General features: G+C 70.1%; 27 protein-coding genes and 1 pseudogene. 18 read left to right on the forward strand and 10 right to left on the reverse strand.

Annotated elements, in window-relative coordinates; genetic code table 11:
- Positions 1-37: 37 nt before the first annotated feature.
- The 5 genes from FSY98_RS04665 (at position 38) to FSY98_RS04685 (ending at position 3,672) form a co-directional block, all read left to right on the forward strand.
- Positions 38-853, forward strand: coding sequence for an EI24 domain-containing protein (locus tag FSY98_RS04665; RefSeq protein ID WP_144874391.1), 816 nt, complete (start codon positions 38-40; stop codon positions 851-853).
- Positions 853-1,626 carry a DNA-formamidopyrimidine glycosylase family protein gene (locus tag FSY98_RS04670; protein ID WP_144874393.1) on the forward strand — a complete coding sequence of 258 codons (774 nt, stop codon included), beginning with the start codon at positions 853-855 and terminating at the stop codon, positions 1,624-1,626. Before FSY98_RS04665 ends, FSY98_RS04670 begins: the two co-directional genes overlap by 1 nt.
- An 88-nt stretch (positions 1,627-1,714) precedes the next feature.
- Complete coding sequence (locus tag FSY98_RS04675; RefSeq protein WP_144874395.1) at positions 1,715-2,122, forward strand: DapH/DapD/GlmU-related protein; 408 nt, start codon at positions 1,715-1,717, stop codon at positions 2,120-2,122.
- Between the two features lie 46 nt (positions 2,123-2,168).
- Positions 2,169-2,909: a LysR substrate-binding domain-containing protein gene (locus FSY98_RS04680; RefSeq protein ID WP_144874397.1), complete on the forward strand. Its 741-nt coding sequence runs from the start codon at positions 2,169-2,171 to the stop codon at positions 2,907-2,909.
- Between the two features lie 43 nt (positions 2,910-2,952).
- Positions 2,953-3,672, forward strand: coding sequence for a glutamine amidotransferase-related protein (locus tag FSY98_RS04685; RefSeq protein ID WP_144874399.1), 720 nt, complete (start codon positions 2,953-2,955; stop codon positions 3,670-3,672).
- A 91-nt stretch (positions 3,673-3,763) separates the two neighbouring features.
- On the opposite strand, the gene FSY98_RS04690 is transcribed toward FSY98_RS04685, so the two are convergent.
- On the reverse strand, positions 3,764-4,240 hold the full coding sequence (locus tag FSY98_RS04690; protein ID WP_144874401.1) for a glutaminase: 477 nt from the start codon (positions 4,238-4,240) through the stop codon (positions 3,764-3,766).
- 76 nt (positions 4,241-4,316) lie between these two features.
- On the opposite strand from FSY98_RS04690, the gene purU reads away from it, so the two are divergent.
- Positions 4,317-5,168, forward strand: a complete 852-nt coding sequence (gene purU, locus FSY98_RS04695) for a formyltetrahydrofolate deformylase (protein ID WP_144874403.1) — start codon at positions 4,317-4,319, stop codon at positions 5,166-5,168.
- Between the two features lie 20 nt (positions 5,169-5,188).
- On the opposite strand, the gene FSY98_RS04700 is transcribed toward purU, so the two are convergent.
- Positions 5,189-6,232 (reverse strand): nitronate monooxygenase family protein, encoded by a 1,044-nt coding sequence (locus FSY98_RS04700; protein WP_144874405.1) that lies wholly within the window; start codon positions 6,230-6,232, stop codon positions 5,189-5,191.
- Positions 6,233-6,321: 89 nt separating this feature from the next.
- On the opposite strand from FSY98_RS04700, the gene FSY98_RS04705 reads away from it, so the two are divergent.
- Positions 6,322-6,594: a DUF6412 domain-containing protein gene (locus FSY98_RS04705; RefSeq protein WP_144874407.1), complete on the forward strand. Its 273-nt coding sequence runs from the start codon at positions 6,322-6,324 to the stop codon at positions 6,592-6,594.
- Positions 6,595-6,657: 63 nt separating this feature from the next.
- Positions 6,658-7,473, forward strand: a complete 816-nt coding sequence (locus FSY98_RS04710; protein WP_144874409.1) for a membrane protein insertase YidC — start codon at positions 6,658-6,660, stop codon at positions 7,471-7,473.
- Here FSY98_RS04710 and FSY98_RS04715 read toward each other — a convergent pair.
- From FSY98_RS04715 to FSY98_RS04725, 3 genes are all read right to left on the reverse strand, one after another.
- The gene (locus tag FSY98_RS04715; RefSeq protein WP_144874411.1) at positions 7,416-8,330 is read right to left on the reverse strand and encodes a DMT family transporter; all 915 of its coding nucleotides are present in this window, start codon (positions 8,328-8,330) and stop codon (positions 7,416-7,418) included. The genes FSY98_RS04710 and FSY98_RS04715 overlap by 58 nt on opposite strands.
- A gap of 150 nt (positions 8,331-8,480) precedes the next feature.
- Complete coding sequence (locus FSY98_RS04720; RefSeq protein WP_144874413.1) at positions 8,481-9,365, reverse strand: SDR family oxidoreductase; 885 nt, start codon at positions 9,363-9,365, stop codon at positions 8,481-8,483.
- Positions 9,366-9,458: 93 nt separating this feature from the next.
- Positions 9,459-9,809, reverse strand: coding sequence for an ATP-dependent DNA ligase (locus FSY98_RS04725; protein WP_144874415.1), 351 nt, complete (start codon positions 9,807-9,809; stop codon positions 9,459-9,461).
- A gap of 82 nt (positions 9,810-9,891) precedes the next feature.
- Between FSY98_RS04725 and FSY98_RS04730 the strand changes: the two are divergent.
- The 3 genes and pseudogenes from FSY98_RS04730 to FSY98_RS04740 form a co-directional block, all read left to right on the forward strand.
- Positions 9,892-10,197, forward strand: a pseudogene (locus FSY98_RS04730) (hypothetical protein); the annotation flags it as partial.
- Between the two features lie 154 nt (positions 10,198-10,351).
- Positions 10,352-10,873 (forward strand): FHA domain-containing protein, encoded by a 522-nt coding sequence (locus FSY98_RS04735; RefSeq protein WP_144874416.1) that lies wholly within the window; start codon positions 10,352-10,354, stop codon positions 10,871-10,873.
- 208 nt (positions 10,874-11,081) lie between these two features.
- A complete protein-coding gene (locus FSY98_RS04740; RefSeq protein ID WP_144874417.1) occupies positions 11,082-11,588 on the forward strand; it encodes a CinA family protein in 507 nt (168 codons plus the stop codon).
- A gap of 578 nt (positions 11,589-12,166) precedes the next feature.
- Here the strand turns inward: FSY98_RS04740 and FSY98_RS04745 are convergent.
- Positions 12,167-13,447, reverse strand: coding sequence for a sensor histidine kinase (locus tag FSY98_RS04745; protein WP_144874418.1), 1,281 nt, complete (start codon positions 13,445-13,447; stop codon positions 12,167-12,169).
- Between the two features lie 225 nt (positions 13,448-13,672).
- On the opposite strand from FSY98_RS04745, the gene FSY98_RS04750 reads away from it, so the two are divergent.
- Both FSY98_RS04750 and FSY98_RS04755 read left to right on the forward strand, forming a co-directional pair.
- The gene (locus FSY98_RS04750) at positions 13,673-14,326 is read left to right on the forward strand and encodes a response regulator transcription factor (protein WP_260857279.1); all 654 of its coding nucleotides are present in this window, start codon (positions 13,673-13,675) and stop codon (positions 14,324-14,326) included.
- 11 nt (positions 14,327-14,337) lie between these two features.
- Entirely contained in the window at positions 14,338-14,730 is a 393-nt protein-coding gene (locus FSY98_RS04755; RefSeq protein ID WP_144874419.1) for a VOC family protein, read from the forward strand.
- A 26-nt stretch (positions 14,731-14,756) separates the two neighbouring features.
- Here the strand turns inward: FSY98_RS04755 and FSY98_RS04760 are convergent, their stop codons facing one another.
- The 3 genes from FSY98_RS04760 to FSY98_RS04770 form a co-directional block, all read right to left on the reverse strand.
- Complete coding sequence (locus tag FSY98_RS04760; RefSeq protein ID WP_144874421.1) at positions 14,757-16,493, reverse strand: HNH endonuclease signature motif containing protein; 1,737 nt, start codon at positions 16,491-16,493, stop codon at positions 14,757-14,759.
- Positions 16,494-16,925: 432 nt separating this feature from the next.
- Positions 16,926-17,339: a GNAT family N-acetyltransferase gene (locus tag FSY98_RS04765; protein ID WP_144876605.1), complete on the reverse strand. Its 414-nt coding sequence runs from the start codon at positions 17,337-17,339 to the stop codon at positions 16,926-16,928.
- 97 nt (positions 17,340-17,436) lie between these two features.
- Positions 17,437-18,303: a hypothetical protein gene (locus FSY98_RS04770; RefSeq protein WP_144874423.1), complete on the reverse strand. Its 867-nt coding sequence runs from the start codon at positions 18,301-18,303 to the stop codon at positions 17,437-17,439.
- 174 nt (positions 18,304-18,477) lie between these two features.
- On the opposite strand from FSY98_RS04770, the gene FSY98_RS04775 reads away from it, so the two are divergent.
- From FSY98_RS04775 to FSY98_RS04785, 3 genes are read left to right on the forward strand one after another with little or no spacing between them, the layout of a single operon-like run.
- Positions 18,478-19,770 (forward strand): M18 family aminopeptidase, encoded by a 1,293-nt coding sequence (locus tag FSY98_RS04775; RefSeq protein WP_144874425.1) that lies wholly within the window; start codon positions 18,478-18,480, stop codon positions 19,768-19,770.
- Between the two features lie 47 nt (positions 19,771-19,817).
- Positions 19,818-21,278 carry a cytosine permease gene (locus tag FSY98_RS04780; RefSeq protein WP_144874427.1) on the forward strand — a complete coding sequence of 487 codons (1,461 nt, stop codon included), beginning with the start codon at positions 19,818-19,820 and terminating at the stop codon, positions 21,276-21,278.
- Positions 21,275-21,859, forward strand: coding sequence for a cysteine hydrolase family protein (locus FSY98_RS04785; RefSeq protein WP_260857280.1), 585 nt, complete (start codon positions 21,275-21,277; stop codon positions 21,857-21,859). Before FSY98_RS04780 ends, FSY98_RS04785 begins: the two co-directional genes overlap by 4 nt.
- A gap of 121 nt (positions 21,860-21,980) precedes the next feature.
- On the opposite strand, the gene FSY98_RS04790 is transcribed toward FSY98_RS04785, so the two are convergent.
- Complete coding sequence (locus FSY98_RS04790) at positions 21,981-22,691, reverse strand: MBL fold metallo-hydrolase (protein ID WP_144874429.1); 711 nt, start codon at positions 22,689-22,691, stop codon at positions 21,981-21,983.
- Between the two features lie 106 nt (positions 22,692-22,797).
- Here FSY98_RS04790 and FSY98_RS04795 point away from each other — a divergent pair, with 106 nt between their 5' ends.
- The gene (locus FSY98_RS04795; RefSeq protein ID WP_144874431.1) at positions 22,798-23,331 is read left to right on the forward strand and encodes a TetR/AcrR family transcriptional regulator; all 534 of its coding nucleotides are present in this window, start codon (positions 22,798-22,800) and stop codon (positions 23,329-23,331) included.
- A 64-nt stretch (positions 23,332-23,395) separates the two neighbouring features.
- Complete coding sequence (locus tag FSY98_RS04800; RefSeq protein ID WP_144874433.1) at positions 23,396-24,463, forward strand: alpha/beta hydrolase; 1,068 nt, start codon at positions 23,396-23,398, stop codon at positions 24,461-24,463.
- Positions 24,464-24,472 lie beyond the last annotated feature (9 nt).

Here is a 24,472-nt window from a genome sequence, read left to right on the forward strand (position 1 = left end):
CGAGATCGTCGGGGTGCCCGTCTCCTAGGCTGGACGCATGATCCGCGAGTTCGGCGAAGGCGTCCGCATGCTGTTCCGCGGTTTCGGCACATGGCGGCGACGCCCCGGGCTCATGGCACTCGGCCTCGTACCGGCGGTCGTCGCCGGTGTCCTCCTGCTGGCTGCCCTGATCCCGCTGGCACTCTCCCTCTGGTCGATCGCCGACTGGATCACGCCCTTCGCCGACGGGTGGGCCGAACCGTGGCGGGATCTGTTCCGGGGTGCGGTCGGCATCGTGCTTTTCGCGGCTGCCCTCGCTCTCGCCGGTGCCGTGTTCAGTGCGCTCGCTCTCGCGATCGGCGACCCGTTCTATCAGCGCATCTGGCGGGCGGTCGAGGCCGATCTCGGCGACCCGCCCGCGTCCGACGGCGGCGGCTTCTGGTCGGCGCTGGGCGAAGGCATCCGCTTGGTCCTCCTGGGCGTGCTCGTGGCGGTCGTGGTGCTGCTGCTCGGAGTCATCCCCCTCGTGGGCGGCATCCTCGGACCGATCGTCGGCGTGCTGCTCTCGGGTCGGGTGCTCGCTCGCGAACTCACCGGGCGCGCGTTCGATGCCCGCGACCTGACGCCGGCCGACCGCGCAGCGCTGTTCCAGGGCAGCCGCGCACGGGTCCTCGGGTTCGGCGCGGCGACGCAGCTGTGCTTCCTCGTCCCCGGGGGAGCCGTCGCCGTCATGCCGGCGGCCGTGGCCGGAGCGACCGTGCTCGCCCGGAGCATGCTCGACCGCACGCCGATCGCGCCTCCGCCTCCCTCGCCCGGGGCAGGGGCCGCTCCCCTGTCTCCGCCGCCCGCCCGTCCTGCCACGGAAGGCGTCTGATGCCCGAGGGCGATACCGTCTTCCGCACCGCGCGCCGCCTCGACGAGGCCATCGTGGGCGCCGAGGTGACCCGCTTCGACCTGCGCGTGCCGCGCTTCGCCACGGTGGACCTGACCGGGCAGCCCGTGGTCGCGTCGGTCGCGCGAGGCAAGCACCTTCTGCTGCGCATCGGCGACACCACCCTGCATTCGCATCTGCGCATGGACGGCGCCTGGCTGGTCTACCGGCACGGCGAGAGGTGGCGGCATCCGGCGTTCAAGGTGCGCGCGATCGTCGGCACCGCCGAACGCGATGCGGTCGGCATCGACCTCGCCGAGATCGAAGTCGTCCCCACGCGCGACGAAGAGGAACTCGTCGGCTACCTCGGGCCCGACCCGCTCGGCCCGGACTGGGATGCCGTCGAGGCCGCGCGCCGCGTGAGCGCCGACGACCGCAGCATCCATGTCGCACTCCTCGACCAGCGCAACGTGGCGGGCTTCGGCAACGAATACGCCGCAGAACTGCTGTTCCTGCGCGGGGTCCTGCCGACGACGCCGGCGCCCGAGGTCGACGTGCCCGCGCTGCTCGACCTGGGCGTGCGCACGATCCGGGCGAACCGCGACCGACGCCACCGCACGTTCACGGGCGTCGACCGGCCGGGTCAGGGCACCTGGGTGTACGGACGCGCGGGGCGGCCGTGCCGCCGATGCGGCACCCTCATCAGGAAGGGCGAGCTCGGCGCCGATCCCACCCGCGAGCGCATCACCTTCTGGTGCCCCATCTGTCAGAGCTGATGTCAAGCCCCCATCCATTCCGGGGAATGAATCCGAACATCCTGTGGTTGTTGATATATCCGGAAGTCTCCGGAACACGGGAGGAACAGTGGGCAAGAACTACGTCGACATCGAGAACGACCGCGGAGCGACGCTGCGGTATCGCAAGCACGCGAACGGTCGGGGTCTCGTCGCGCACGGCGCGAAGGTCCATCCGAAGGCGCACATCGAAGCGGGCGCCTACATCGAACCCGGTGCCCGAGTGGGTGCGGGGGCGACCGTCGCCCGCGGCGCATGGATCGAACCGGATGCCGTGATCGGCGAGGGTGCGCACATCGAGGCGCACGCGCACATCGGTGAGGGAGCGGCCGTGGGCGACAACGCCTACATCGGCGTCCGCACCGAGATCGGAGCCGGAGCGCGCATCGTCCGCGGCGCGCGCATCGGCGACGACGAGACGGTGGCCGCAGGTCTGACCATCGCCACCAACCCGAAGGGGCTCTGGCTCGCCGCCTGAGTCCGTCAGACTCGGCGGGCCACCCCCGCCGAGTACCCTGGACCCCATGGCCACCCAGGGACGACGACCGCAGCGCGGCTCCGGCAAGGGTTCTCCGGCGCGCCGGAACAAGGCCGCCCCCGCACAGCGGTTCCCACCGCCGAAGCCGCCCCGCAAGACCGCCAAAGTGGTCTTCGACGCCGCCCCTCCCGAGAGCGAGGAGCCACGGACGTTCCGCCTCGGAGCGATTCCGGGCGCCACCCCCGGTAAGTGGATCGACGCCTGGAAGCAGCGGATGCCGCACGTGCCTCTCGAGCTTGTTCCCGTCGAGGTCGCCGATCAGCGCGCCGCCCTCGAGACGCTGGACGCCGTGATCGTGCGCCTGCCCCTGGCTGACGACCGCCTGCACATCATCCCCCTCTACGAAGAGACCCCGGTCGTCGTCGCCGCGATCGAGTCGCACCTGCAAGCCGCCGACGAGGTGACGGCCTCCGACCTCGCCGGCGAGGTGATCATCCCGCTCTCCGACGACGTGCTCGGTCGGATCGACGTGCCAGGCACCGTCGCACCGCGCTTCGCCGCTCTGACCACCGTCGACGCGGTCGCGACAGCCGCTGCGGGCACCGGCATCGTGATCGTGCCGATGTCGCTCGCGCGACTCCACCGGCGCAAGGACGTCGACCACCGCCCTCTCGTCGACGGACCGACCTCGACAGTGGCGCTGGCGTGGTCGCGTGACCGCACGACCGACGACGTCGACACCTTCGTGGGCATCGTGCGGGGTCGCACGACCAACTCCTCCCGGTGACGGGGGGTCCGGAGGCACCCCCACCGCTCGTTAGACTCTCGTGGTGGTCTCGCTTCTCTACGTCTGCGTGCGTCCCGAACTCGGGGCGGCGGATGCCGAGCACGCCTCGTTCCGACGTGCGCTGGGCGTCGACGCGGTCGACCGTCTCGATCTCCTCACGAAGCGCCTCGACACCGTCGACCTGAGCCGTTACCGCGGCGTCGTGGTCGGCGGATCGCCGTTCAACGTGACCGACGACGGCAAGACGCCCGAGCAGTTGCGGGTCGAGGCCGACCTCGAGAGCCTCGCCCGGCGCGCGATCGACGGCGACATCGCCGGCTTCTTCACCTGCTTCAGCATCGGCGTGGTGACGCGCATGCTCGGCGGCACGGTGACCACCGCCACGCCCGAGGCCGCGAGTGCGACGGTCATCCGCACCACCGTCGCGGGCGGCTCCGACCCGGTGTTCGGTCCGAGCGCCCCCGCCCTCACGGTGTTCACTGCGCACAAGGAGAGCGCGGTCGCGGTACCGCAGGGCGCCGAGCTTCTGGCGACGAACGAGATCTGCCCGGTGCAGGCCTACCGCGTGGGTACCCACCTCTACGCGGCGCAGTTCCACCCCGAGCCCACGCCGCGCGACTTCGCGGACCGCATGACGTTCTACCGCACGACCGGGTACTTCGATCCCGAGGAGTTCGATCTCGTCCAGGGACAGGTGCTCGCGGCATCGGTCACCGAGGGCGCGGCGCTGCTGCGGCGCTTCGCGGAGACGTTCGCGGGCTGACTCGGCGCACCCCTGGTCGTTGAGCGCAGCGAGGCGACACGCGGTGACCCCCGCAGCGCAACGCGTCTCATCCCGTCGCAGCGCTCCTCGCTCAACGACCGGGGCTCAGGAGCTCCACGCGTTCGCGGAGATATGCCTCCAGCGGCATCCATCCGCCGGCGGTGCTCCAGTGCACCGAGACCACCCCGTCGACGACGGCGAGCGGCCCGGATGCCCCTCCGGCGTCGACGGCCTCCACGTCGATCGCCGACCAGCCGACGTGCGCGACCTCGCCCTCGGCGAATCCGCCGCGCAGCGCCTCACCTCGGCGTTCGGCCCGCGCTCGCGCGGATTCCGCCGTGTAACCGCGGCGACCGGGGTCGGCAGCACGCACGACCTCGGCCGTGGCGAGCGTGTGCGCGTCTGTCAGCAGCAGCACGCCGAGGTGCCAGGCTTCGCCCACCCGCACGATGCGCCGACCGCGCCAGCGCGAGACCTTCTCCTCGCCCAGCCCCTCCCGCGGGGCGCCGACGAGAGCCCTCCGCGCGTCGGCGAGCAGCAGGGATGCGCGCGGCGCGACCTCGTCCATCCCTCCAGGGTAGGGCCGCGATTCGCCCGAGGGACCGCAGGCACGGCAGAATCGATGCACACCCCGAGGAGTCTCCATGCCCCAGCCCGACACCGCCCGCCTGCTCATCGCCTGCGACGACCAGCCCGGCATCGTCGCCGCCGTCGCCGGTGTGCTCTCACGGCACGGCGCGAACATCATCTCGCTCGACCAGCACTCCACCGACTCCGAGGGCGGACGCTTCTTCCAGCGCACCGTGATCCACCTCCCCGGCCTTGCGGCCGCGCGCACGGCGCTCGAGGCCGACCTCGCGCAGGTCGCCGAGCGCTTCGGCATGGAGTGGTCGCTGCACGACACGGCCCGCCGCAAGCGCGTGGCGATCTTCGTCTCGAAGTACGACCACTGCCTCATGGAGCTGCTGTGGCGCACGCAGCGCGGCCAGCTCGACATCGACGTCACGATGGTCGTCTCGAACCACCCCGACCTCGCAGAGGCCGTGCGCTCGTTCGGTGTGCCGTTCGTGCACATCCCCTCCGGCGACAAGGAGTCGATGGAGCAGCGTCAGCTGGAGCTGCTCCGCGGCAACGTCGACCTCGTGGTGCTCGCCCGGTACATGCAGATCCTCACCGACGACTTCATCCGCGAGCTCGATGCACCGGTCATCAACATCCACCACTCGTTCCTGCCCGCCTTCATCGGCGCGAACCCCTACGCACGCGCCAAGGAGCGCGGCGTGAAGCTCATCGGGGCGACCGCGCACTACGCCACGGCCGACCTCGACGAGGGCCCGATCATCGAGCAGGACGTCACGCGCGTGACGCACTCCGAATCGGCGGCGGAGCTGCAGCGCCGAGGCGCCGACGTCGAGCGCCTCGTGCTCGCCCGCGCCGTCCAATGGCATGCCGAGGACCGCGTGATCGTGCACGGACGCTCCACCGTCATCCTGTAGCGATCCGGCGGCCCTCGGAGTCAGGGGTGCGGCACCCCGGCGAGCAGCTCCGCGAAGGCCTCGGATGCCGTGCGCGAACGTGAGAGCGACGCCGCCTGGCCCATCCACAGCGACTGCAGCTCTCCGAGGCCCTGCTCGTTCGCGATCGCGCGGAACCTTCCCGTCAGCCAGTTCTGCATCGGGAACGGCGCGATCGTGCCGCTGGCCTCGATCGCCCGCACGGCCCGGTTGCGTGCACCGCGGGCGAGGCGGCCGCTCATCGCCCTGGTGAGCACCGTGCCCTCGGCGACGGAGCCCCGGATGGCCTCACGGTGCGGCTCGGTCGTGGCCGACTCGGCGGTCGCGAGGAACGCCGTGCCGACCTGCACGCCCGCCGCACCGAGGGCGAAGGCAGCGGCGACTCCTCGTCGATCGGCGATGCCGCCGGCCGCGATGACCGGTAGGTCGACCGCGTCGACCACCTGCGGCACCAGCGCGAAGCTGCCGACCAGCGACTCCTCGGCGGGCTTCAGGAACGACACGCGGTGGCCTCCGGCCTCGAGACCGGTGGCGACGACGGCATCCACCCCCGCGTCAGCGAGCGCGACCGCCTCCGCGACCGTCGTCGCGGTGCCGATCACGCGGATGCCGCGGCGCCGCGCCCCGTCTATCAGCTCCCCCGACGGCACGCCGAACACGACGCTGAGCACGGGCGGGGTCGCGTCCCAGATCGCGTCGAGCTGCTCGTCGAGCGGCGGCAGGTAGCGGTCGGGTCGGGCGGGCACGTCGAGTCCGACGGCCTCGTAGAACGGCTGCAGCGCCTGCGCGAAGACCGTGTGCTGCGGGTTCGGCATGACCTCGTCGCCGGTGGGCAGCCAGATGTTCACCGCGAACGGGCGCGCGGTCGCCTCGCGCAGCTGCGCCACGGTCGTGCGGATGCGGTCGCCGTCGAAGCCGTAGAGTCCGAATTCGCCGAGGCCGCCCGCCTCGCTGACGGCGGCGGTCAGTCCGACCGACGAGAGCCCGCCGAACGGGCCGAGGACGATCGGATGCTCGATGCCGAACAGCGCGCGCAGATCACTCATACTCCGAGGCTACGCCCGGAGCGGACGCGGGCGCCCCGCCCGGCATCCGCCCGATCGCCGATGCTACCCTCGCCATGAGGGAGGCGCGCATGAGTGAGTGGTTCAGCCAGATGCTGTCGTTCGTCGCGTCCGCGCTCGGACTCATCGCTGTGCCGGATGCCGCGACCCTCGGGCTCGCGATCGCCGTGATCGCGCTGACCACCCTCACGATCGTCGTCGCGCTGTCCGTCGCTCCGCCGCCGGCCCGCACCGCCCCGCATCCCCTGCGGGCCATCGATGCATCGACCCTGCTCGGGCAGAGCGATCCGGATGCCGCGGGGCATCCCCGTCCGCGTGCGCCGGGAGTCGTCGCCGCCGCGTAGTCCGTCTCTCGTACGGGACCGCGCGGCCTTCGCCGACCCCTCCCGACACACGAACGGACTCCCATGGACATCTTCGCCTTCCCGCCCCTCGCCGCCCTGCTCGACGCCGCCTACGGCGCTCTCGCCGGCCTCGCCACCCTCGTCGAACCATTCGCCGGAGCATCCGCCGCCGCACTCGCGGTCGTGCTCGTCACCCTGCTCGTCCGGGCCCTGCTCATCCCCGTCGGGGTGTCGCAGGCGAAGGCCGAGCAGATCCGGGCCCGACTCGCCCCTCGCCTGCGGGCCCTCCAGAAGCGTCATAAGAAGAACCCCGAGCGGCTGCAGAAGGAGATGATGGAGCTCTACCGTTCCGAGAACACCTCCCCGTTCGCAGGCATGCTGCCGGTGCTCGCGCAGGCGCCCGTCGTCGGGCTCATCTATACGCTGTTCCTGCGCCCGGAGATCGCCGGTCATCCGAACGACCTGCTCACGCACGACCTCTTCGGTGCGCCGTTGGGGACGAGTCTCATCTCGGCGATCTTCGGAGGAACCGCGACCCCCGCGACGTTCCTCGTGTTCGGCGCGCTGCTCGCGCACATCGTGGCCGTGGCCGAGGTCTCGCGCCGGGTCTTCCGGCCGGTGCCGGTCGAGGGTGCGGAGGAGTCGCCGCTGAACTCCCCCGCGATGATGCGCGTGGCGGGGGCGCTGCACTATCTCACCGCGGTGTTCGCCGCGTTCGTGCCCCTGGCCGCCGCGCTCTACCTCACGGTCACGGTGGCATGGACGCTCGTGCAGCGGATGCTGCTGCGTCGCCGTTATCCGCTGCCTGCACCGAACGGGGATCAGTCGGGCAGCGGGATCGGTGCGGTGAACGGGCCCTCCTCGTCGCGCCGACGCTGACGACGCACGCCCAGGGTGGTGCCCAAGCTAGCGAGCACCACCAGGGCGACCGCCAGCATCCGCAGCGGTGTCGCCGACTGCCCGAGCACGAGCCACCCGGCGAGCGTCGCGAACGCGGGCTCCAGGCTCAGCAGCACGCCGAACACGCGCTGCGGCAGTCGGCGCAGCGCCGCCAGCTCGAAGCTGTACGGGATGACCGACGACAGGACGGCGGTGAGCGCGGCGAGCAGCAGGAGGTTCAGGTCGCCGGCCACGGTGATCGCAGCAGGCACGCCGACGGGCAGGAGCAGGACCGCCGCGACGACGAGTCCCATCGCGAGACCGCCGCTGCCGGGTATCACGGCACCCACTCGCGCGCTCATCCGGATGTACATGATCCAGAACCCGGCCGCGACGAGCACGAACAGCACGCCCAGAGGATCGAGCGGCTCGGAGCCGATCAGACCGTCGACCGCGAGGAGCGCCACGCCGATCACCGCCACCGCGACCCAGGCGGCGTCGGCGAGGCGTCTCGTGAGGATCGCGGCCAGCACGAGCGGCCCGAGGAACTCGATGGCCACCGCGGGACCGAGCGGGATCCGGTCGATCGCCGCGTAGAACGAGGCGTTCATCGCGGCGAGCGACAGTCCGAAGAGCGCGGCTGCGGTCCACTGGCTTCGCGTCCATCGACGCGGTCGGGGGCGCACGATGACGACGAGCAGCAGTGCGGCGATCGCCACGCGCATCGACGTGACTCCCCACGGACCGAGCACGGGGAAGAGCTGAGCGGCGATCGCGGCGCCGAACGGCAGCGACAGGCATGACCCGATGACGAGTGCGACGCCGATCAGGGGCCGGGACGACGCTGACTGCTGCACCACACAAGCCTAGGGCGCGGACGCCCCGGACGCCCCGGACGCCCCGCACCGGACGACGCCCGCACGTACCCGCCCGGAGACCGCGCGGGGACGAGCCGGGGCCACGGTGCCGTCCACCGTGGCCCTGGGGTCTGGCTTCTGGGGTCCGGGTCAGAGGTGCTTGCCGCCGGTGACGGCGAGCACGGCTCCCGAGGTGTACGACGCGTCGCCGGAGGCGAGATAGACGTAGGCGCCCGCGAGCTCGGCCGGCTGTCCCGCGCGGCCGAGCGGCGTGTCGTCTCCGAAGGTGTTGAGGCGCTCCTCATCCCATCCGGTGGCCGGGATGAGCGGCGTCCAGATCGGGCCGGGCGCGACGGCGTTGACGCGGATGCCCCGTTCGCCCGCCTCCTCGGCGAGCGCCTTCACGAACGCCACCTGAGCGGCCTTCGTCATGGCGTAGTCGATGAGACCGGGAGACGGCTCGTAGGCCTGCACGGATGCCGTGACGATGATGCTCGCACCGGGCTCGAGGTCGGGGTACGCGGCGCGCGCGGTGAACAGCATCCCCACCAGGTTCGTGTCGAAGACCCGCCGCAGGCGCTCGGTGCTGAGCGTGTCGAAGCTCTCGATGTCGTGCTGGTACGCCGCGTTGAGCACCAGGATGTCGAGGCCGCCCAACGCGCTCCGCGTGCGGTCGACGATCTCGGTCGCGAACGCCTCGTCGCGCACGTCGCCGGCGAGGCTCAGCGCCTGACGACCTTCCGCTCGGACGAGTTCGAGGGTGCTGTCGGCATCTTCCTGCTCCTCCGGCATGTGCACGATCGCGACGTCGGCACCTTCGCGGGCGTAAGCGATCGCAACGGCCCGGCCGATACCCGAGTCGCCGCCGGTGATGAGGGCTCGACGCCCGGCGAGGCGACCGTGGCCGACGTAGGTGTCTTCACCGTGGTCGGGATCGGGGCGGGTGTGTGCGGTCAACCCCGGCTGGTCCTGCTCCTGCCCGGGGAATCCTTCTTCGCGATGCTCGCTGCGGGGGTCGGTGGTGTTCTCGGCCATGGCGCTCTCGCTCCTCTCGATGGGTGTCCGTCGAGACTCGCTGGCGTCGCCCAGCGGTGGCAGGGGGTTGACATCACGCCCTGCCGCTGGGGGTCACGCGGGGGGCGCGGTGCCGACCTCTCCGGACCCGTTGGGTGGCGCGGCGCCCTCGAGCGGCTCCGGCACGAGATAGAGCCCGCCCGGCGAGTTCGCCGTGAACGCGAGGGCCTCGATCCAGGCGCGGTTGATCGAGGGCTGACGGCTGCCGAAGTACTTGAACACGAGAGAGCTGCCAGGCTGCATCCAGACGGTGGTGCGGCCACCGCCGACGCTCGTGTCCTCTCGCCAGCTGAACGGGAAGGGTTCGGCGCGGCGCAGCTTCGCCGTGATCACGAGCTGCAGGTGCGTGAGCGCCCTGTCCTCGATCTCACTCTTGACGCTGCCCTCGTAGATGAACTTGCCCATCCCGCCCTCTCCTGCCCGCACTGCACGGTCCCTTCCAGAGTACGCCTGTCGCCGTGGCGCCCACCCGCGTACCGTGAACGGCATGGGTCTGATCTACTACGACGGCGCGGACAATCCGATCCACATCGAGGACCGCGCACTCGCTCACCTCAAGGTCGTCGTCTCCACGAAGCTCCGTCGCAACGAGAGCTTCACCCTCAGCTGGGCGCATCCCGCGGGTGGCGCTCCCGGACGCACCACGATCTGGCTCCATCCGTCCATCCCGCTGCGGTTCGTCTTCGATCACCCCGAATCGATCGAATTGCGCGCCGAGTGGATCGCGGCGATGGCGAACTCGGCGAACAGCAGCGGAGGCATCACACTGCTGACGGAGGACCTGGTGCCCCCGGCCGAGCTGACGGCCGGGTCGGCCACGCGCAGCCGACCTGAGGGGGACTCGGCAGAGGGAGACCGGGCGGTGGACGGGGCCGACGGAAGTCAACCCCCTGACAGCGTCGATCGCACCGCGTAGGGTCGAATTCTCGACCCGAGGAGGCCAGACCATGAACGCACGGCACATCGACGACCGCTCAGACGAGGGCTACGCGCCCACCACCACGCATGCCGAGTTCGGCGCAGGGAACCCCCGTCTGCGCGTCACGCGTGACGACGAGCGCTCCGAGTTCGCGCTCGAGTCCGATGTCGTCCGCATCGGCTCCGCGGCCGATGCCGACCTCCGCCTCGCCGACTCCGATCCCGTACACGCGACGATCACGCACGACGACCGCGACGAGTATGTGCTCGAGCTGCATGGCGAGGGCGAGATGAACTCGAACCCGGATGCCGACGCGACGCACCCCGGCGACCGCAGCCAGACGCTGCGGACCGGTGCCCGTTTCACCGTCGGCCCGTGGACTCTCGTTTACGCGCGCGACGAATTCGCCGACCATGGGCGTCCCTACGGCGGACGCCTCGGCGGCGAGTACTCCGACCAGCCTCTGCAGCCGCCGCGCCCCGACTACTCCGACGAGGCCACCATCGAGTCCGAGGCCCAGACCCACGAGGAATCCGCCGACCAGGTCTGACCTCTCAGCGGCGGCGTTGTCAATCCCCATTCGCCCGCCGGGACGGCGCCTCTAACGTCGGGATCACGCCTCGAGCACACGACAGCTCGGGGCGTGATCTATCGAGGAGGAACCGCATCATGACCGCCGTGCAGGACACCAAGACGACAGAAGCCCGCCACGCCGAGGCCCGCCACGCCGAGGCCCGCCACGCCGAGGACTTCGCTCGGTGAGCGCGGTCGACGAGGCGCTGCAGCGACTGGGCGAGCTCGCCGCCGAACGAGGACTCCGCGTCGCGGTGGTCGAATCCCTCACCTCCGGGCGCCTGGCCAGCACGGTCGGCGCCGCAGAGGGAGCGGGCGACTGGTTCGCCGGCGGTGTCGTCGCGTACCTCACCGACGTCAAGGAGCGCGTGCTGGGCCTGACCCCGGGCACCGATCCCGTCTCGGCGACCTGCGCAGAGCAGCTCGCCGACGGCGCGAGGCAGCTGTTCGACGCCGATCTCAGCATCTCGACGACAGGAGTAGGCGGTCCCGGTCCAGACGGCGGGCACCCGGCAGGCACCGTCTACCTCGGATGGGCGACCCCCGAAGGCATCGGACATCGGATGCTGGCGCTCACCGGCGAGCCGGATGAGATCCTCGACGAGACGGTCGAGACCGCAGTGCGGCTGCTCGCCTTCCACGCCGAGGGCCTCCGTGCGGCGGGGCCCCGGCGCGGCGTCGCCGCGGAGTGATCGACGCCGCGCTGCGGATCACCCGAGGGCGGCGCGGTCGTCGCTGACGCATGGAGGCGCCTGGTGGATGGACGTCCGACCAAACCGGAGCGACGCTTCTCTACGGAGGTCCGCTGACGGCGGCTCTTCGGCCTAGACCCGACGACGTCTCGGTCGCGGGGCGTCTGGCGTCGATCGGGCATCCCATCGTCGGCCGGGATCACCAGATCGGCGGGGTGACGGCGGATCACCAGGATGCCGCGCGGATGCACATGCGGCGGGGAGCGCCCCTCCTCCGGCTCAGCGGGATCTCGCGCGGTGGACGAGCGGATCCAGGCGTCGACATCACGCGGCTGCGGAGGACAGGTAGGTCAGCGAGGGGGTGCGGGTTTCGGTCTCCGCCTCGGGCGTATCGACGCACGACGACCACGTGCGAGGCCGGAGCATGAGCTTCTTCGTTAAGAAGCCGATCGCGAGCGCGATGGGGATCAGATTCCAAGAATCGCGCTCGCGATCACAGCGCTGGGGATGCGCTATTTCTGGGGTAGTCCCAAGGTAAGCGGCCGGGTGCACCATGGAACACCGTCGAACGTCGAGACCTACTTGGACTTTCGTCTAGTTCTCAGACGGACCGGTTCCGCGGTGAGTGTTGCCGTCTGCGACTCTACCTCGCCCGAGGCCGATGCGCTGGACCCCGATGGCGGGTCGTCGGCCGCGGCACGGACCGCCTGACGCGCGATGGGCAGTCGTGCGGCGACGACCCAGCGGCCGTCGACCTCACCGGCATCGAATTCGCCGCTGGCGCCGAGCACTCGTTCGGCCATCCGTCCGATGCCGGTGCGGCTCGACGAGAGCTCCCGGCGCGGGGTGGCGGACAGCGGGCTGCTCACCGTGAGTGCAGCCGACTCGTCGGTGACGTCGAGGAGGATCTCGATCTCACCCTGTCCGGCGTACTTCAGAGCGTTGGTGGCGGATTCCCGCATGATGCGCGCGAAGATGATCTCCGCTGCGCGCGGGATCCGCTCGTCTGAGGGGTCGCCGGCGACGCGCACGGAGTGGCCGGCGGATTCCAGTTCGTCCTTCGCCTCGGCGATCGAGGCTGCAAGGTCGCCGGCGGGCATGCCCGTCGAGCGGGGTCCATCGTCGGCGAGGTCGATCACGAAGCGAAGATCGGTCATGGCCTTGCGCGCGGCGATGCGGATCGCCTCCTGCGACGATTCGCTGGCTCTGTCATCGTCGAGCATCTGCACGTGCAGGGACACCACCGTGAGGTGGTGCGCGATGCTGTCGTGGAGCTCGCCGGCGATCCAACGCCGCTCGGCGAGTACTGCTTGACGTTCTTGCTCGGCCTTCTCGGCCAGTTCGATCTCGAGCTTCCGCCCTCGGGCGAAAGCGAGGCGCAGTGCGTATCCGACTGCGCCGGACACCGCTGCGCCGATGAGGAAGATCCCGACACTGATGTTGACGGGGCCGTCCGTCTCCACGGACGCGACGATCGCGGTCGCGACGAGGAAGAGGGCGGCATAGGAAAGGATCAGGGCGTTCCACCCCAGGCGCATGATCAGCCCCACCGCGAATGCGGCGGCGATCAGTACCTGGGACTCACTGCCCGTCAGGAACGACAGCGCGAACACCAGAGCGAGCGCGCATGACGCATAGAGAGGCGACCAGAGATACAGGCCCAGTGACAGCGTCGTGGCGACTCCGACCGCGGCGACGAACGGGTCGACCCCCGGAGGGACGAAGTACCCGATGACATCGACGGTCAGGATCGTCAGCAGGATCGCGAGAACGAAGAACCGTTCTATCGGGATCAGCCGCTCACCGCGTCCGAACCGGATCGCGCTGGTGTCGCGATCTTCTTTCGGACGATAAGCCATGCTTCAGTATCTCCTATTCGCCAGGTAGATTAGCGAGTAAAGCCAAAGAACTTACCAACACCCTGCCAGAAAGTCATAGTTGTTCACCTCCGAAGTTGGTCTTTTGTGAAGTCGTGTACTCATCTTCTCGGTGTTCAAAACGGTGCACATCTGTCTTTCGGCTAGAGCTCACTAGCCAAAGGTCTAGTCCTTCGCTCTTCGGCTCGCCGCAGGTAGGCTTCCTCCATGCCGGAAATCCGTGTTGTGATCGTCGACGACGACCCCCTGGTGCGCTCTGCGCTCTCCCATTTCGTGTCGCGCGACCCCGAGATCACTGTGATCGCCGAGGCCGAGACAGGACTCGAGGGGATCTCGACAGTGGAGCGAGAGAAACCGGACGTCGTGATGATGGACGTGCAGATGCCCGAGATGGATGGCATCGAAGCGACCTCCGTCATCGCGGAGCGGTGGCCCGAGGTGCGGGTGCTCGCCGTCACGACGCTCGACGGCAGCGACACCGTGCTGCCCATGCTGAGCGCGGGCGCGTCGGGCTACATGCTGAAGGATTCGAGTGCGGCGAGCATCGTGGCGGCCGTGCGGGAGGTCTACAGCGGCGCGAGTTCTCTGTCGCCGAGGATCGCTTCGCTGCTGATCAAGCATGTTCGCGATACCGAGCCTGCGCGTGGCGACGGCACTCTCGAGGAGCTGACCGAGCGTGAGCGCGAGGTGCTGGAGCGGCTCGCTCAGGGCATGTCGAATGCGGAGATCGCTCGCTCGCTGATCGTGTCGGAGGGCACCGTCAAGGCGCATCTCGGCCGCATCATGTCGAAGTGGCACGTGCGTGATCGTGTGCAGATCCTCGTCACCGCCGCGCAGGCGGGTCTCGTCGAGTTCCGCTGAGGCTCTTCGCCGTGGCTGGGTTTCATCATGTCGAGGTGTGGGTCGCGGATCTGACGCAGGCGTGTGCCGAGTGGGGCTGGTTGCTGGATCGTCTGGGATTCGAGCGCGAGAGCTCCTGGCCCGAGGGTGAGTCCTGGGCAGCGGGCGGCGCGTACCTCACTCTCACGACCTCGCCGAATCTCTCGGGCGCGGTACATGATCGCAGGGCTCCTGGCGTGAACCACCTCGCGTTCTCGGTTGAGGGCGCCGCCGAGGTGGACGAGATCATCGCTGATGCGCCTGCGCATGGCTGGCGTCGGCTGTATCAGGATCGCTATCCCCACGCGGGGGGCAGCGATCACTACGCCGGATGGCTCGAGAACAGCGCCGGGTTCAAGGCGGAGGTCGTTGCAGCTCGGATGTAGGCATGCTTGCCGGGGCGGCGCGCCCTTCAACCGGTGCGCGTCAGCACGTCGTCGACGGCTGGTCGGCTGTGGCCGCTCCTGACTGAGAGCATTCGCAGCGTGTCCGCATCCGCGTCCGCGGCGACGCGGGCTCCGTCGATCGACGATCGGTGGAGTGGTCTCGTGCTGTGTGTGGGGGTGCGCCATCGTCGGGTGGGGTCCCACCATCCGGGACCCCGCACCTGGGGGATGCCGTCGTTCATGCGGATCTCCCACCCCGACGAGCCAAGGGAGCGGTGATGCCACCAACACAACGGGACCCCGTTATCCGTCGACGTCGGCCCACCCCGGGCATGCTCGGTCACGTGATGGATCTCGCACCACGACGCGGGAACATGACACCCCGGGATGAGGCACTCGGTATCGCGGGCGATGATCGCCCGCCGCTGATGCACCGTGAACACCCGATCCGTGACCGAGATCCCCACGATCCGCCCCGCATCGACCACGACACGCTGGATCACCCCCGCACACGCCGCATGCACGGCCGCGGACGTCGGGATCGTCGCCTCCGACCCCGGCAACCGCGCCCTGCCCGTGTTCGCGGCGAGGTCTTTCTCGTCGACCATGACGACAAGGGTCGGTGCCGCACCGCCCGATGAGGGCATCTCCGTATGCCGGGCCGCGATCCCGAGAGCGGCCGCCAACGCATCATGACGCTTCTGTGTGTGCGTGCGCGAGTCGATCACCGCCCGCGGATCCTCGTTCCACGGATCCGATCTGACACCATCACTGCCACCATCACCATCGCCGGCATCATCACCATTGCCGGCACCGTCGCCGTTGCCCGCACCGTCGCCGTTGCCCGCACCATCGCCGGCGCCGCCACCGCCACCCGCACCACCACCGGCGCTGTCGCTGTCGCCGCCACCACCACCGTTCGAGGTGCCAGCAGCCTCACCCGGCGAGGGTGCGAATCGCACCCCGGTCGGGCGGGGCGGGCCATCGACCTTCGGGTTGAGCATCGCGTCCACGATCAGCTGCAACTGCGCCGCCGCGTCAGGGAGCAGGTGCCCACTGATGCGGTGCACCCCCAGGTGCAGCCGCCCGATCGTCAACCCACGCCGCTGCAGGGCCCGCTGATCATCAGGCTCGGGACCATCCGGATCCAACACCAAGGCGATCTGCTGCGCCAGGCGCCCCAGGTCCTCCGGCAGCATCCCTGGACCGTCGGCACCTTCCCGAGACGTGTCGCCCTCGCCAGCCTTCTCCTCCGTGGTGATGTCCGCGTCGTCGTCCGACCCACGGGCGGCGTCGGCGAGGAAGGCATCCGCCTGCCACCTCTCCTCGGCGCCGATCCGATCTCGGATCAGCTCCACCGGCCCCGTCGCCGACAACACCCCCGCCACCCCGACCACTCCGTCCAGAAGCGCCTCACGCACCGCCGGCCACCGGGCCGGCAACCACTCCCCCGACACCAGACTCGCCTCCCGGCTCACCACTGCGGACGCCTTCACCACCCGCCCCGCTGCCGGACCGTCGACGAGAAGCGTGCGCTGGAGGAGTTCCCGCGGCGTGCGGCACCCCGCACCATGCGCGAGGCCCGTGGCATCGGTCGACGCCAACGTCTCGACGATCACCGCCTCCACCCGCCGCAACACCGCCCCCGCGGCCTGCAACACGCCGACACGGTCGGCATCGGCCACCGTGGCGAGAGTGCTGCCGGACAGCATCGCATCCAGGTCGGACGCGACCTGGGCGAGAGCACTGGTGGGGTGGGTCATGGGTCGATTCAATCGGGGGGCACCGACATTCGGACGCGCGAAGCGAGCAGAAACAGGCCAGTTCAGGGGGTTATTCCAGAACACCGGAACACGACGAGGGCGCGCGGGTCTCGGCGAGCTCTCGGAGGACGCTCACCGCGTTTCGACTCGCTCCGCTCGCTCAACGACCCGAGGGAGGGCGCTCGATGGAAGACCCGAGGGGGAGCCGCTCGCTGGAAGACCAGGGGAAGCGATTCCATGAGGACGCTCACTGCGTTTCGACTCGCCCCGCTCGCTCAACAACCCGAGGGAGAGAACGCGCACTGCGTTTCGACTCGCCCCGCTCGCTCAACGAGCCAAGAGAGAGAACGCGCACTGCGTTTCGACTTGCTCCGCTCGCTCAACGAGCCGAGGGAGAGAACGCGCACTGCGTATTGACCCTCAGAGATCCGCTCACTCGACGACCCGCGTGGACCGATCGCCGCGGGGCAGCGTCATGAAGACGTCGACCTCGTCTGCGGCATCCGCCACGAACCCGTGCCGCTCGTACAGCCTCCGTGCGGGACTCCCCTGCAGGACGTTCAGACGGAATGGGCCGCTGGCTGCACCCTCCGCGAGCAGTGCGGACAGCACAGCACCGCCGACCCCCTGCCCCTGCAGCGACGGATCCAGGTAGAAGTGCTCGATCCAGGTGTGGCTTCGTTCGGGTCTGACGGCGACGAGTCCGGCATCCGCCCCGTCCACGACGATGACGCGAGTGAGCTCGGGCACGTAGGCGTCGAGAAAGCGGGTCCGCACCCGCACGGGATCGAAGCGGCCGAGTCGCTCGAGGTCGGGGCGCATCACGACCGAGCGCAGCTCGGCCATCCACTCGGCATCCGATTGACGCGCCGCCCGGAATTCCCACACCACCACACCCCCATACAACCAGCGAAAGGCATACAACCAGCGAAAGGGGCCTTATCTACAGCGCGAGCATCACGATCCCTGTGGCGACGACGACGGACGCGGCGATGCGCCATCCCGGCCTGCTCTCTTTCAGCACGAACACCCCGAAGAGGCTCACGAGCACCACGCTCACCTCGCGCAGCGGCGCGACGAGCGCGACCGGGGCGATCCGGACGGCCGTGAGCACGAGGATGTACGACAGTGGGGAGAGGATGCTGAAGGCCACGATCCTGCGCCACTGGGTGCGCCACAGCATCCGCACCGCCCCCCAGCGCCGTCGCACGCCGACCGAGTAGAACGGGATCTGCAGCAGCGTCGTCCCCACCATGAACGCGACGGGCGACAGGTTCCAGCTGCGGACGGCGTTCGCGTCCCAGATCGTGTACGCGGTGATGGCGACGCCGGTGAGGAGCCCGAACACGAGGCCGAGGTCGAGGCCGCGGCGGCGCGTTCCGGCTCCCCGGCGGTCGACCAGGCCGATCGTCACGACGCCGACGATGATCGCGGTGACGCCGATCAGCGCCACAGCCGACGGCCGCTCGCCGAGCAGCAGCACTGCGACGATCACCGAGAGGAAAGGTCCGGTGCCGCGGGCCGTGGCGTACACCGTCGAGAGGTTGCCCTCGCGGTATCCGCGCTGCAGCACCGCCATGTAGACGACGTGCAGCACCCCGGACACCGCGACGCCGAGCGCGAAGGCGAGCAGGTCGTCGGTGCCGAGGCCTCCGGTGAACGGGATCGCGCCGGCCCAGACGAGAGTGCTGCCGACCGCACCCCACCACAGGAACGGCGTCCCGGCCCTGCTGACGCCGTGGGCGATCACGTTCCACGCAGCGTGCGAGATCGCCGCGGCGATGACGAGGACGAAGGCGAGTGCGGACACGGGCGACCCTTCCGCCCGTCGCGGGCGCGTCGCGCCCCGGAACCCTGGGCGCCATCGAGATCACGGTACCCCGCGAACGTGTCCGACGGGCGAACAGGATGCCGAGGCGGCGGCGGGACCGCGATGTCGGACCCCTCCGATTACGATCGAAGGACGCCATCAGGAAGGTCGACCATGCCCGTCACCCCCGACGCCCTCTCCCACGCCGACGACCTCGCCGACTTCGTCGCCGCGTCTCCGTCGAGCTACCACGCCGCCGCCGAGACCGCCGGTCGCCTCGAGGAGGCCGGGTTCGAGCGGCTGCACGAGGAGCAGGCGTGGGAGATCCACCCAGGGGGACGGTATGTGGTCGTGCGCGACGGCGCGACGATCGGGTGGACGGTGCCGGAGGGCGCGACGGCGACGACCCCGAGCCACGTGTTCGGCGCCCACACGGACTCCCCCGGCTTCAAGCTCAAGCCGCAGCCGACGACGGGCGGACGCGGCTGGTTGCAGGCCGCCGTCGAGGTGTACGGCGGTCCGCTGCTGAACTCCTGGCTCGACCGCGAGCTCGCCCTCGCCGGACGCCTCGCGCTCGCCGACGGTCGCGTCGTGCTCGCCACCACCGGTGCGCTGCTGCGCCTGCCCCAGTTGGCCGTACACCTCGACCGCGGCGTCAACAACAGCGGCCTGGCTCTCGACAAGCAGGCCGAGACGCAGCCGGTCTGGGGCGTGGGCGACGTCGCCGAGGCCGACATCCTCGCCGAGCTCGCCGGATCGGCCGACGTCTCGGCCTCAGACATCCGCGGCTACGACGTCGTCATCGCCGACTCGGCGCGCGGAGCGGTGTTCGGCAAAGACGACGCGTTCTTCGCCTCGGGGCGCCTCGACGACCTCGCCTCCGTGCACGCGGGCGTCGTAGCACTCGTGCAGGCCGCCGACTCGACGAGCGCCGGGCAGCCGATCGCGATCCTCGCGGCGTTCGACCACGAGGAGCTGGGCTCGAACTCGCGCTCCGGCGCGGCCGGACCGTTCCTCGAAGACGTCCTGGGTCGCGTGTACGACGCCCTCGGCGCCGACGCGTCGCAGCGCCGGCAGGCGTTCGCCTCGTCGTGGTGCCTGTCCAGCGACGTCGGCCACTCGGTGCACCCCAATTACGCGCAGAAGCACGACCCCGTGGTGCAGCCGGTGCTCGGCTCGGGTCCGATCCTGAAGCTCAACGCGAACCAGCGCTACGCGACGGATGCCGTCGGCTCGGCCGCCTGGCGCGGCTGGTGCGACACGGCCGACGTCGTGACCCAGGAGTTCGTGTCGAACAACAACGTGCCCTGCGGGTCGACGATCGGACCGATCACGGCCACGCGCCTCGGCATCCGCACGGTCGACGTCGGCATCCCGATCCTGTCGATGCACTCGGCCCGCGAGCTCGCCGGCGTCTCCGACCTCCATGACCTGACGCGCGTCGCCGGGGCGTTCTTCGCGGGCTGATCGTCACGCTCCACCCCACCGCCCCGCGTCGGTGCCATCATGAGCAGATGACGCAGATCCAGCCGGTGGAGACCCGCGGCGCCCTCATCGAGCGCGCGGGCATCGAGATCATCCCCGAGTCCGAGCGCACCGCCCAGCCGCGCGACCTGTTCTGGCCCTGGTTCGCCGCCAACGTGTCGGTGTTCGGCATGTCGTACGGCTCGTTCGTGCTCGGGTTCGGCATCTCGTTCTGGCAGGCGACCCTCGTGTCCGTCATCGGCATCGTGGTGTCGTTCCTGCTCTGCGGACTCATCGCGATCGCGGGCAAGCGCGGCTCCGCGCCCACCATGGTGCTCTCGCGGGCCGCCTTCGGCGTGCAGGGGCAGAAGATCCCCGGCATCGTGTCGTGGCTGACCTCGATCGGGTGGGAGACGTTCCTCGCGATCATGGCGGTGCTCGCCACGGCCACCGTCATCTCGCAGCTCGGCGGTGACGGCGACAGCGTCGCCCTCAAGATCATCGCGACCGTGGTCGTGGCGGCACTGATCGTCGCGGCATCCGTGCTCGGCTATCACACGATCATGCGACTGCAGTCCGTGCTCACCTGGATCACCGGCGTCGTGACGGTGCTGTACGTGATCCTCGCCGTACCGACCATCGACCTCGCCGCGGTGCTCGCTCTTCCGGACGGCGGCATCGGACAGGTGATCGGCGCCCTCGTGATGGTCATGACCGGGTTCGGCCTCGGCTGGATCAACATCGCCGCCGACTGGTCGCGGTATCAGAAGCGCACGGCGTCCGACGGGGCGATCGTCGCCTGGAACACGATCGGCGGCTCGATCGCCCCCGTGATCCTCGTCGTGTTCGGCCTGCTGCTCGCCGGCTCGAACGACGACCTGTTCGCCGCCGTGCAGAACGACCCGATCGGCGCGCTCGCCACGATCCTCCCCGTCTGGGTGCTCGTGCCGTTCCTGCTGACGGCGGTGCTGGCCCTGGTCTCGGGCGCGGTGCTCGGCATCTACTCATCGGGCCTCACGCTGCTGAGCCTCGGCATCCGCATCCCCCGCCCCTCGGCGGCCGCGATCGACGGCGTGATCCTCACGCTCGGCACGATCTATGTCGTCTTCGTCGCGACCGACTTCCTCGGTCCGTTCCAGAGCTTCCTCATCACGCTCGGAGTGCCGCTCGCATCGTGGGCCGGCATCCTCATCGCCGACATCCTGCGCCGTCGCGCCGACTACGACGAGGCAGCCCTGTTCGACAGCCGCGGACGCTACGGCGCCTGGGACTGGACCTCGATCGGCACCATGGTCGTCGCCAGCGTGATCGGCTGGGGCTTCGTCGTGAACTCGTTCGCGGACGCCGCGCCCTGGAACAACTGGCAGGGCTACCTGCTGCCCCTGATCGGCGGCAAGGAGGGCGAGTGGGCATACGCGAACCTCGGTGTCTTCTTCGCTCTCGTGCTGTCGTTCGTGGTCACCTGGTTCGCGCGGGCCGGAAGGATCCGCCGGCAGGAGCAGGCGGCGTGAGCAGCCCGTCCGCAGAGCCAGGGTCCGCACAGCCGGGGTCGGCCTGGCTCATCGTGATCGATCCTCAGACGATCTTCGCCTCGCCCGACTCGGCATGGGGGTCGCCGTTCTTCGGCGACGCGATGGTGCGCATCCGCGAGCTCGCCGCGTCGTTCGGCGAGAACGTGCTGGTAACGCGATGGATGCCGACCGGCGACCGAGACACGGCCTGGGGCGACTACTTCGCCGAGTGGCCGTTCGCGGATCGGCCTCAGAGCGATCCGCTGTTCGACCTCGTGCCAGAGGCTCGAGACCTGTCGCCGCACCCGACGCTCGATCTGCCGACGTTCGGCAAGTGGGGGGCCGCGATCGAGGCCGTCGTGGGCCGCGGCGCGCACGTCGTACTGACGGGCGTGGCGACGGACTGCTGCGTCATCTCGACGGCCCTCGCCGCAGCTGATGCGGGCGCTCACGTCACGGTCGCCGCCGATGCGTGCGCGGGGTCGACGGCCGAGAACCACGCCGCCGCCCTGCACGTCATGGGGCTGTATCCGCCGCAGCTGACGGTCGGCGATACGGCGTCGGTGCTCGCCGCGCGCTGAACGGCGCCGACACGCTCACTCCACTTCGGGGGCCGACACGCCAGATGTCGGACCGCTCCCCCGCATTCGTCCGACATCTGGCGCGTCGGCCCCCAGAGCGACAGCTGCGCGCCGCCGCGCGTCACTCTGCCGCGCGCACGGCCCTCGCGATGTCGGCGGGCGTGCCTCGCCAGGGTGCGCCGTGACCGGGAAGGACCCAGGATGCCGGGACGTCTGCGAGCCGGTCGAGGGAGGCCGACGCGCGCTCCGGCTCGTCGGTGAACGGGGCCGGCTGCGCTCCCTCACGTCCGGTGAGCACGTGACGCGTCGTCAGCGCGTCACCGACGAAGACGGCGTCGACGACGGGCACGTGGATCGCGATGCTGCCCGGCGAGTGCCCCGGCATCCCGATGATCGCGGGGGCGCCCGGCAGGTCGAGCACATCGCCGTCGGCGACCTCGACGACCTCCGCCACCTGCGGGGTTCGCAACGCCCGCTGGCGGATGCCGTAGGCGAGGAAGCGGAGCATCGGACCCAGGCGCGACGGACCCATGGCGGTCTGGGGCTTCTCCCCCGTGCGAACGCGGTGGGCGTCGGCGGTATGGACGAAGACGGGAACTCCCGCCTCGCGGCGCAGCTTCTCGGCGAAGCCGATGTGATCGCTGTCGCCGTGGGTCAGCACGACGCCGCGGACGTCTGCGAGCGGGCGGCCGATCTCGGCAAGCTCGCGCTGCAGGTCCCGCCAGTGCCCCGGCATCCCGGCGTCGATGAGCGTAATGCCCTCGGGCAGGTCGATCAGGTAGGAGGCGACGATGTCGTTGCCCAAACGGTGCAGATGCGGTGCGAGCTTCATGGCTATCCCTTCGGTTGCGATGGCTACGTTACGTAGCTATCATGGCTACTGTCAATAGCCATACCGCGGAGCGACGGACGCGACGCGCACCGGACAGGAGGACGAGATGCCGACACCGGAGCGCACCACCACCGAGGCGATCGTGCAGGCCGGCTCCGCGCTGCTGGAGGAGAGCGGTCCGGCGGGCGTGACGATGCAGGCCGTCGCCACCCGAGTCGGCGTCCGGGCCCCTTCGCTCTACAAGCGCGTGCGCGATCGCGAGGCGCTGCTGCAGGCGGTCGCCGGCGAGGCGGCCGATGCCCTCGCGTCACGGCTCGCATCGAGCGACGATGACCTCACCGCACTGGCGGCCGTCTATCGCGGCTTCGCCCACGACCGCCCCGAGGCGTTCCGTCTGCTGTTCACGCCCGTCGCTCCGGAAGACGCTCTGCACCGCGCCTCTGCTCCGGTGCTCCGCGCGTGCGCGGCACTGGTCGGCGTCGAGCACGCACTCGATGCCGCTCGTCTGTTCACCGCCTGGGCGACGGGCTTCCTGCAGATGGAGCTCGCCGGGGCCTTCCGCCTCGGAGGCGACGTCGACGACGCTTTCGCTTACGGGCTGCAGGCCATCGTGCGCGGACTCGGCAGCGGCACAGCCTGACGGCCGCGCCAGGTGCGGCAGGGCGCGGAATACTGCCACACTGTTGCGCGGAGAGGGGATTCCCATGACCGCGAGCGCGCCCACCGACGAGAGCGCCCCGACCGAGACGTCCGAACGTCGCGCCCGCCGCCCATGGCGTCGCACGAAGGTCGCGCTGTTGATCCTGATCGCCGTCGTCGTGATCGCCGCGATCGTCGGCGCCCTCACCCCGTGGCCCTCGGCCATGCTGATCCGCGCGGTGTTCGAGAAGGGCGGCGATGAGACGGCCGCCGAGATGGACCGGCACGTGCCGGACACCGAGCTCACCGAGCAGCTCGACGTCTCGTACGGCGACGCGGGCACGGACACCACGATGGACGTCTTCGCCCCGGCATCCGCCACCGGCCCCCTCCCCACGATCGTGTGGATCCACGGCGGCGCCTGGATCTCGGGCGAGAAGGAGAACGTGGCCCCGTACCTGCGCATCCTCGCAGGCGAGGGCTACACGGCGATCGGCGTGAACTACACGATCGGCCCGGAGGGCGTGTACCCGCTCGCGGTGCACCAGTTGAACGAGGCACTCGCGTACATCGACGAGCACGCCGACGAGCTCGGAGTCGACGCCGATCAGATCATCCTCGCGGGCGATTCGGCCGGCGGCCAGCTCGCCAGCCAGATGGCGACCCTCATCACGAGCCCCGACTACGCCGACATCATGGACATCGAGCCGGCTCTCGAGGCGTCGCAGGTCGTGGCGACCATCCTCAACTGCGGCGTGTACGACCTCGCCGCCCTCGCGCAGCTCGACGGCATCCCCGGGTGGGGCTTCAAGTCGGCGATGTGGGCGTACTCGGGCACCAAGACCTGGGCCGAGGACGCAACGGGTGCGACCATGTCGACGATCGATTGGGTGACCGAGGACTTCCCCGCCACCTACATCTCGGGCGGCAACGGCGACGGACTCACCTGGCTGCAGTCGATCCCGATGGCGAAGCGACTCGAGGCCCTCGGCGTCGATGTCACGACGCTGTTCTGGCCCGCGCCGCACGAGCCGGCATTGCCGCACGAGTACCAGTTCCACTTGGACATGCCCGACGCCCGGACCGCCTTGCAGCAGACGCTCGACTTCCTCGCGGCCCACACCGACCGCTGACAGTGAAAC

Source organism: Microbacterium sp. 1.5R (genome assembly GCF_007667425.1).
GTDB lineage: Bacteria > Actinomycetota > Actinomycetes > Actinomycetales > Microbacteriaceae > Microbacterium.

Bases quoted from the DNA above. Each gene is read 5' to 3' on its own strand.
- FSY98_RS04700 (WP_144874405.1), bottom strand. From the start codon at position 6,232: ATGAGTGATCTGCGCGCGCTGTTCGGCATCGAGCATCCGATCGTCCTC.
- FSY98_RS04680 (WP_144874397.1), top strand. From the start codon at position 2,169: ATGGCCACCCAGGGACGACGACCGCAGCGCGGCTCCGGCAAGGGTTCT.
- FSY98_RS04670 (WP_144874393.1), top strand. From the start codon at position 853: ATGCCCGAGGGCGATACCGTCTTCCGCACCGCGCGCCGCCTCGACGAG.
- FSY98_RS04720 (WP_144874413.1), bottom strand. From the start codon at position 9,365: ATGGCCGAGAACACCACCGACCCCCGCAGCGAGCATCGCGAAGAAGGA.
- purU (WP_144874403.1), top strand. From the start codon at position 4,317: ATGCCCCAGCCCGACACCGCCCGCCTGCTCATCGCCTGCGACGACCAG.
- FSY98_RS04665 (WP_144874391.1), top strand. From the start codon at position 38: ATGATCCGCGAGTTCGGCGAAGGCGTCCGCATGCTGTTCCGCGGTTTC.
- FSY98_RS04750 (WP_260857279.1), top strand. From the start codon at position 13,673: ATGCCGGAAATCCGTGTTGTGATCGTCGACGACGACCCCCTGGTGCGC.
- FSY98_RS04795 (WP_144874431.1), top strand. From the start codon at position 22,798: ATGCCGACACCGGAGCGCACCACCACCGAGGCGATCGTGCAGGCCGGC.
- FSY98_RS04760 (WP_144874421.1), bottom strand. From the start codon at position 16,493: ATGACCCACCCCACCAGTGCTCTCGCCCAGGTCGCGTCCGACCTGGAT.
- FSY98_RS04790 (WP_144874429.1), bottom strand. From the start codon at position 22,691: ATGAAGCTCGCACCGCATCTGCACCGTTTGGGCAACGACATCGTCGCC.
- FSY98_RS04745 (WP_144874418.1), bottom strand. From the start codon at position 13,447: ATGGCTTATCGTCCGAAAGAAGATCGCGACACCAGCGCGATCCGGTTC.
- FSY98_RS04765 (WP_144876605.1), bottom strand. From the start codon at position 17,339: ATGGCCGAGCTGCGCTCGGTCGTGATGCGCCCCGACCTCGAGCGACTC.
- FSY98_RS04705 (WP_144874407.1), top strand. From the start codon at position 6,322: ATGAGTGAGTGGTTCAGCCAGATGCTGTCGTTCGTCGCGTCCGCGCTC.
- FSY98_RS04710 (WP_144874409.1), top strand. From the start codon at position 6,658: ATGGACATCTTCGCCTTCCCGCCCCTCGCCGCCCTGCTCGACGCCGCC.
- FSY98_RS04735 (WP_144874416.1), top strand. From the start codon at position 10,352: ATGAACGCACGGCACATCGACGACCGCTCAGACGAGGGCTACGCGCCC.
- FSY98_RS04775 (WP_144874425.1), top strand. From the start codon at position 18,478: ATGCCCGTCACCCCCGACGCCCTCTCCCACGCCGACGACCTCGCCGAC.
- FSY98_RS04725 (WP_144874415.1), bottom strand. From the start codon at position 9,809: ATGGGCAAGTTCATCTACGAGGGCAGCGTCAAGAGTGAGATCGAGGAC.
- FSY98_RS04780 (WP_144874427.1), top strand. From the start codon at position 19,818: ATGACGCAGATCCAGCCGGTGGAGACCCGCGGCGCCCTCATCGAGCGC.
- FSY98_RS04800 (WP_144874433.1), top strand. From the start codon at position 23,396: ATGACCGCGAGCGCGCCCACCGACGAGAGCGCCCCGACCGAGACGTCC.
- FSY98_RS04690 (WP_144874401.1), bottom strand. From the start codon at position 4,240: ATGGACGAGGTCGCGCCGCGCGCATCCCTGCTGCTCGCCGACGCGCGG.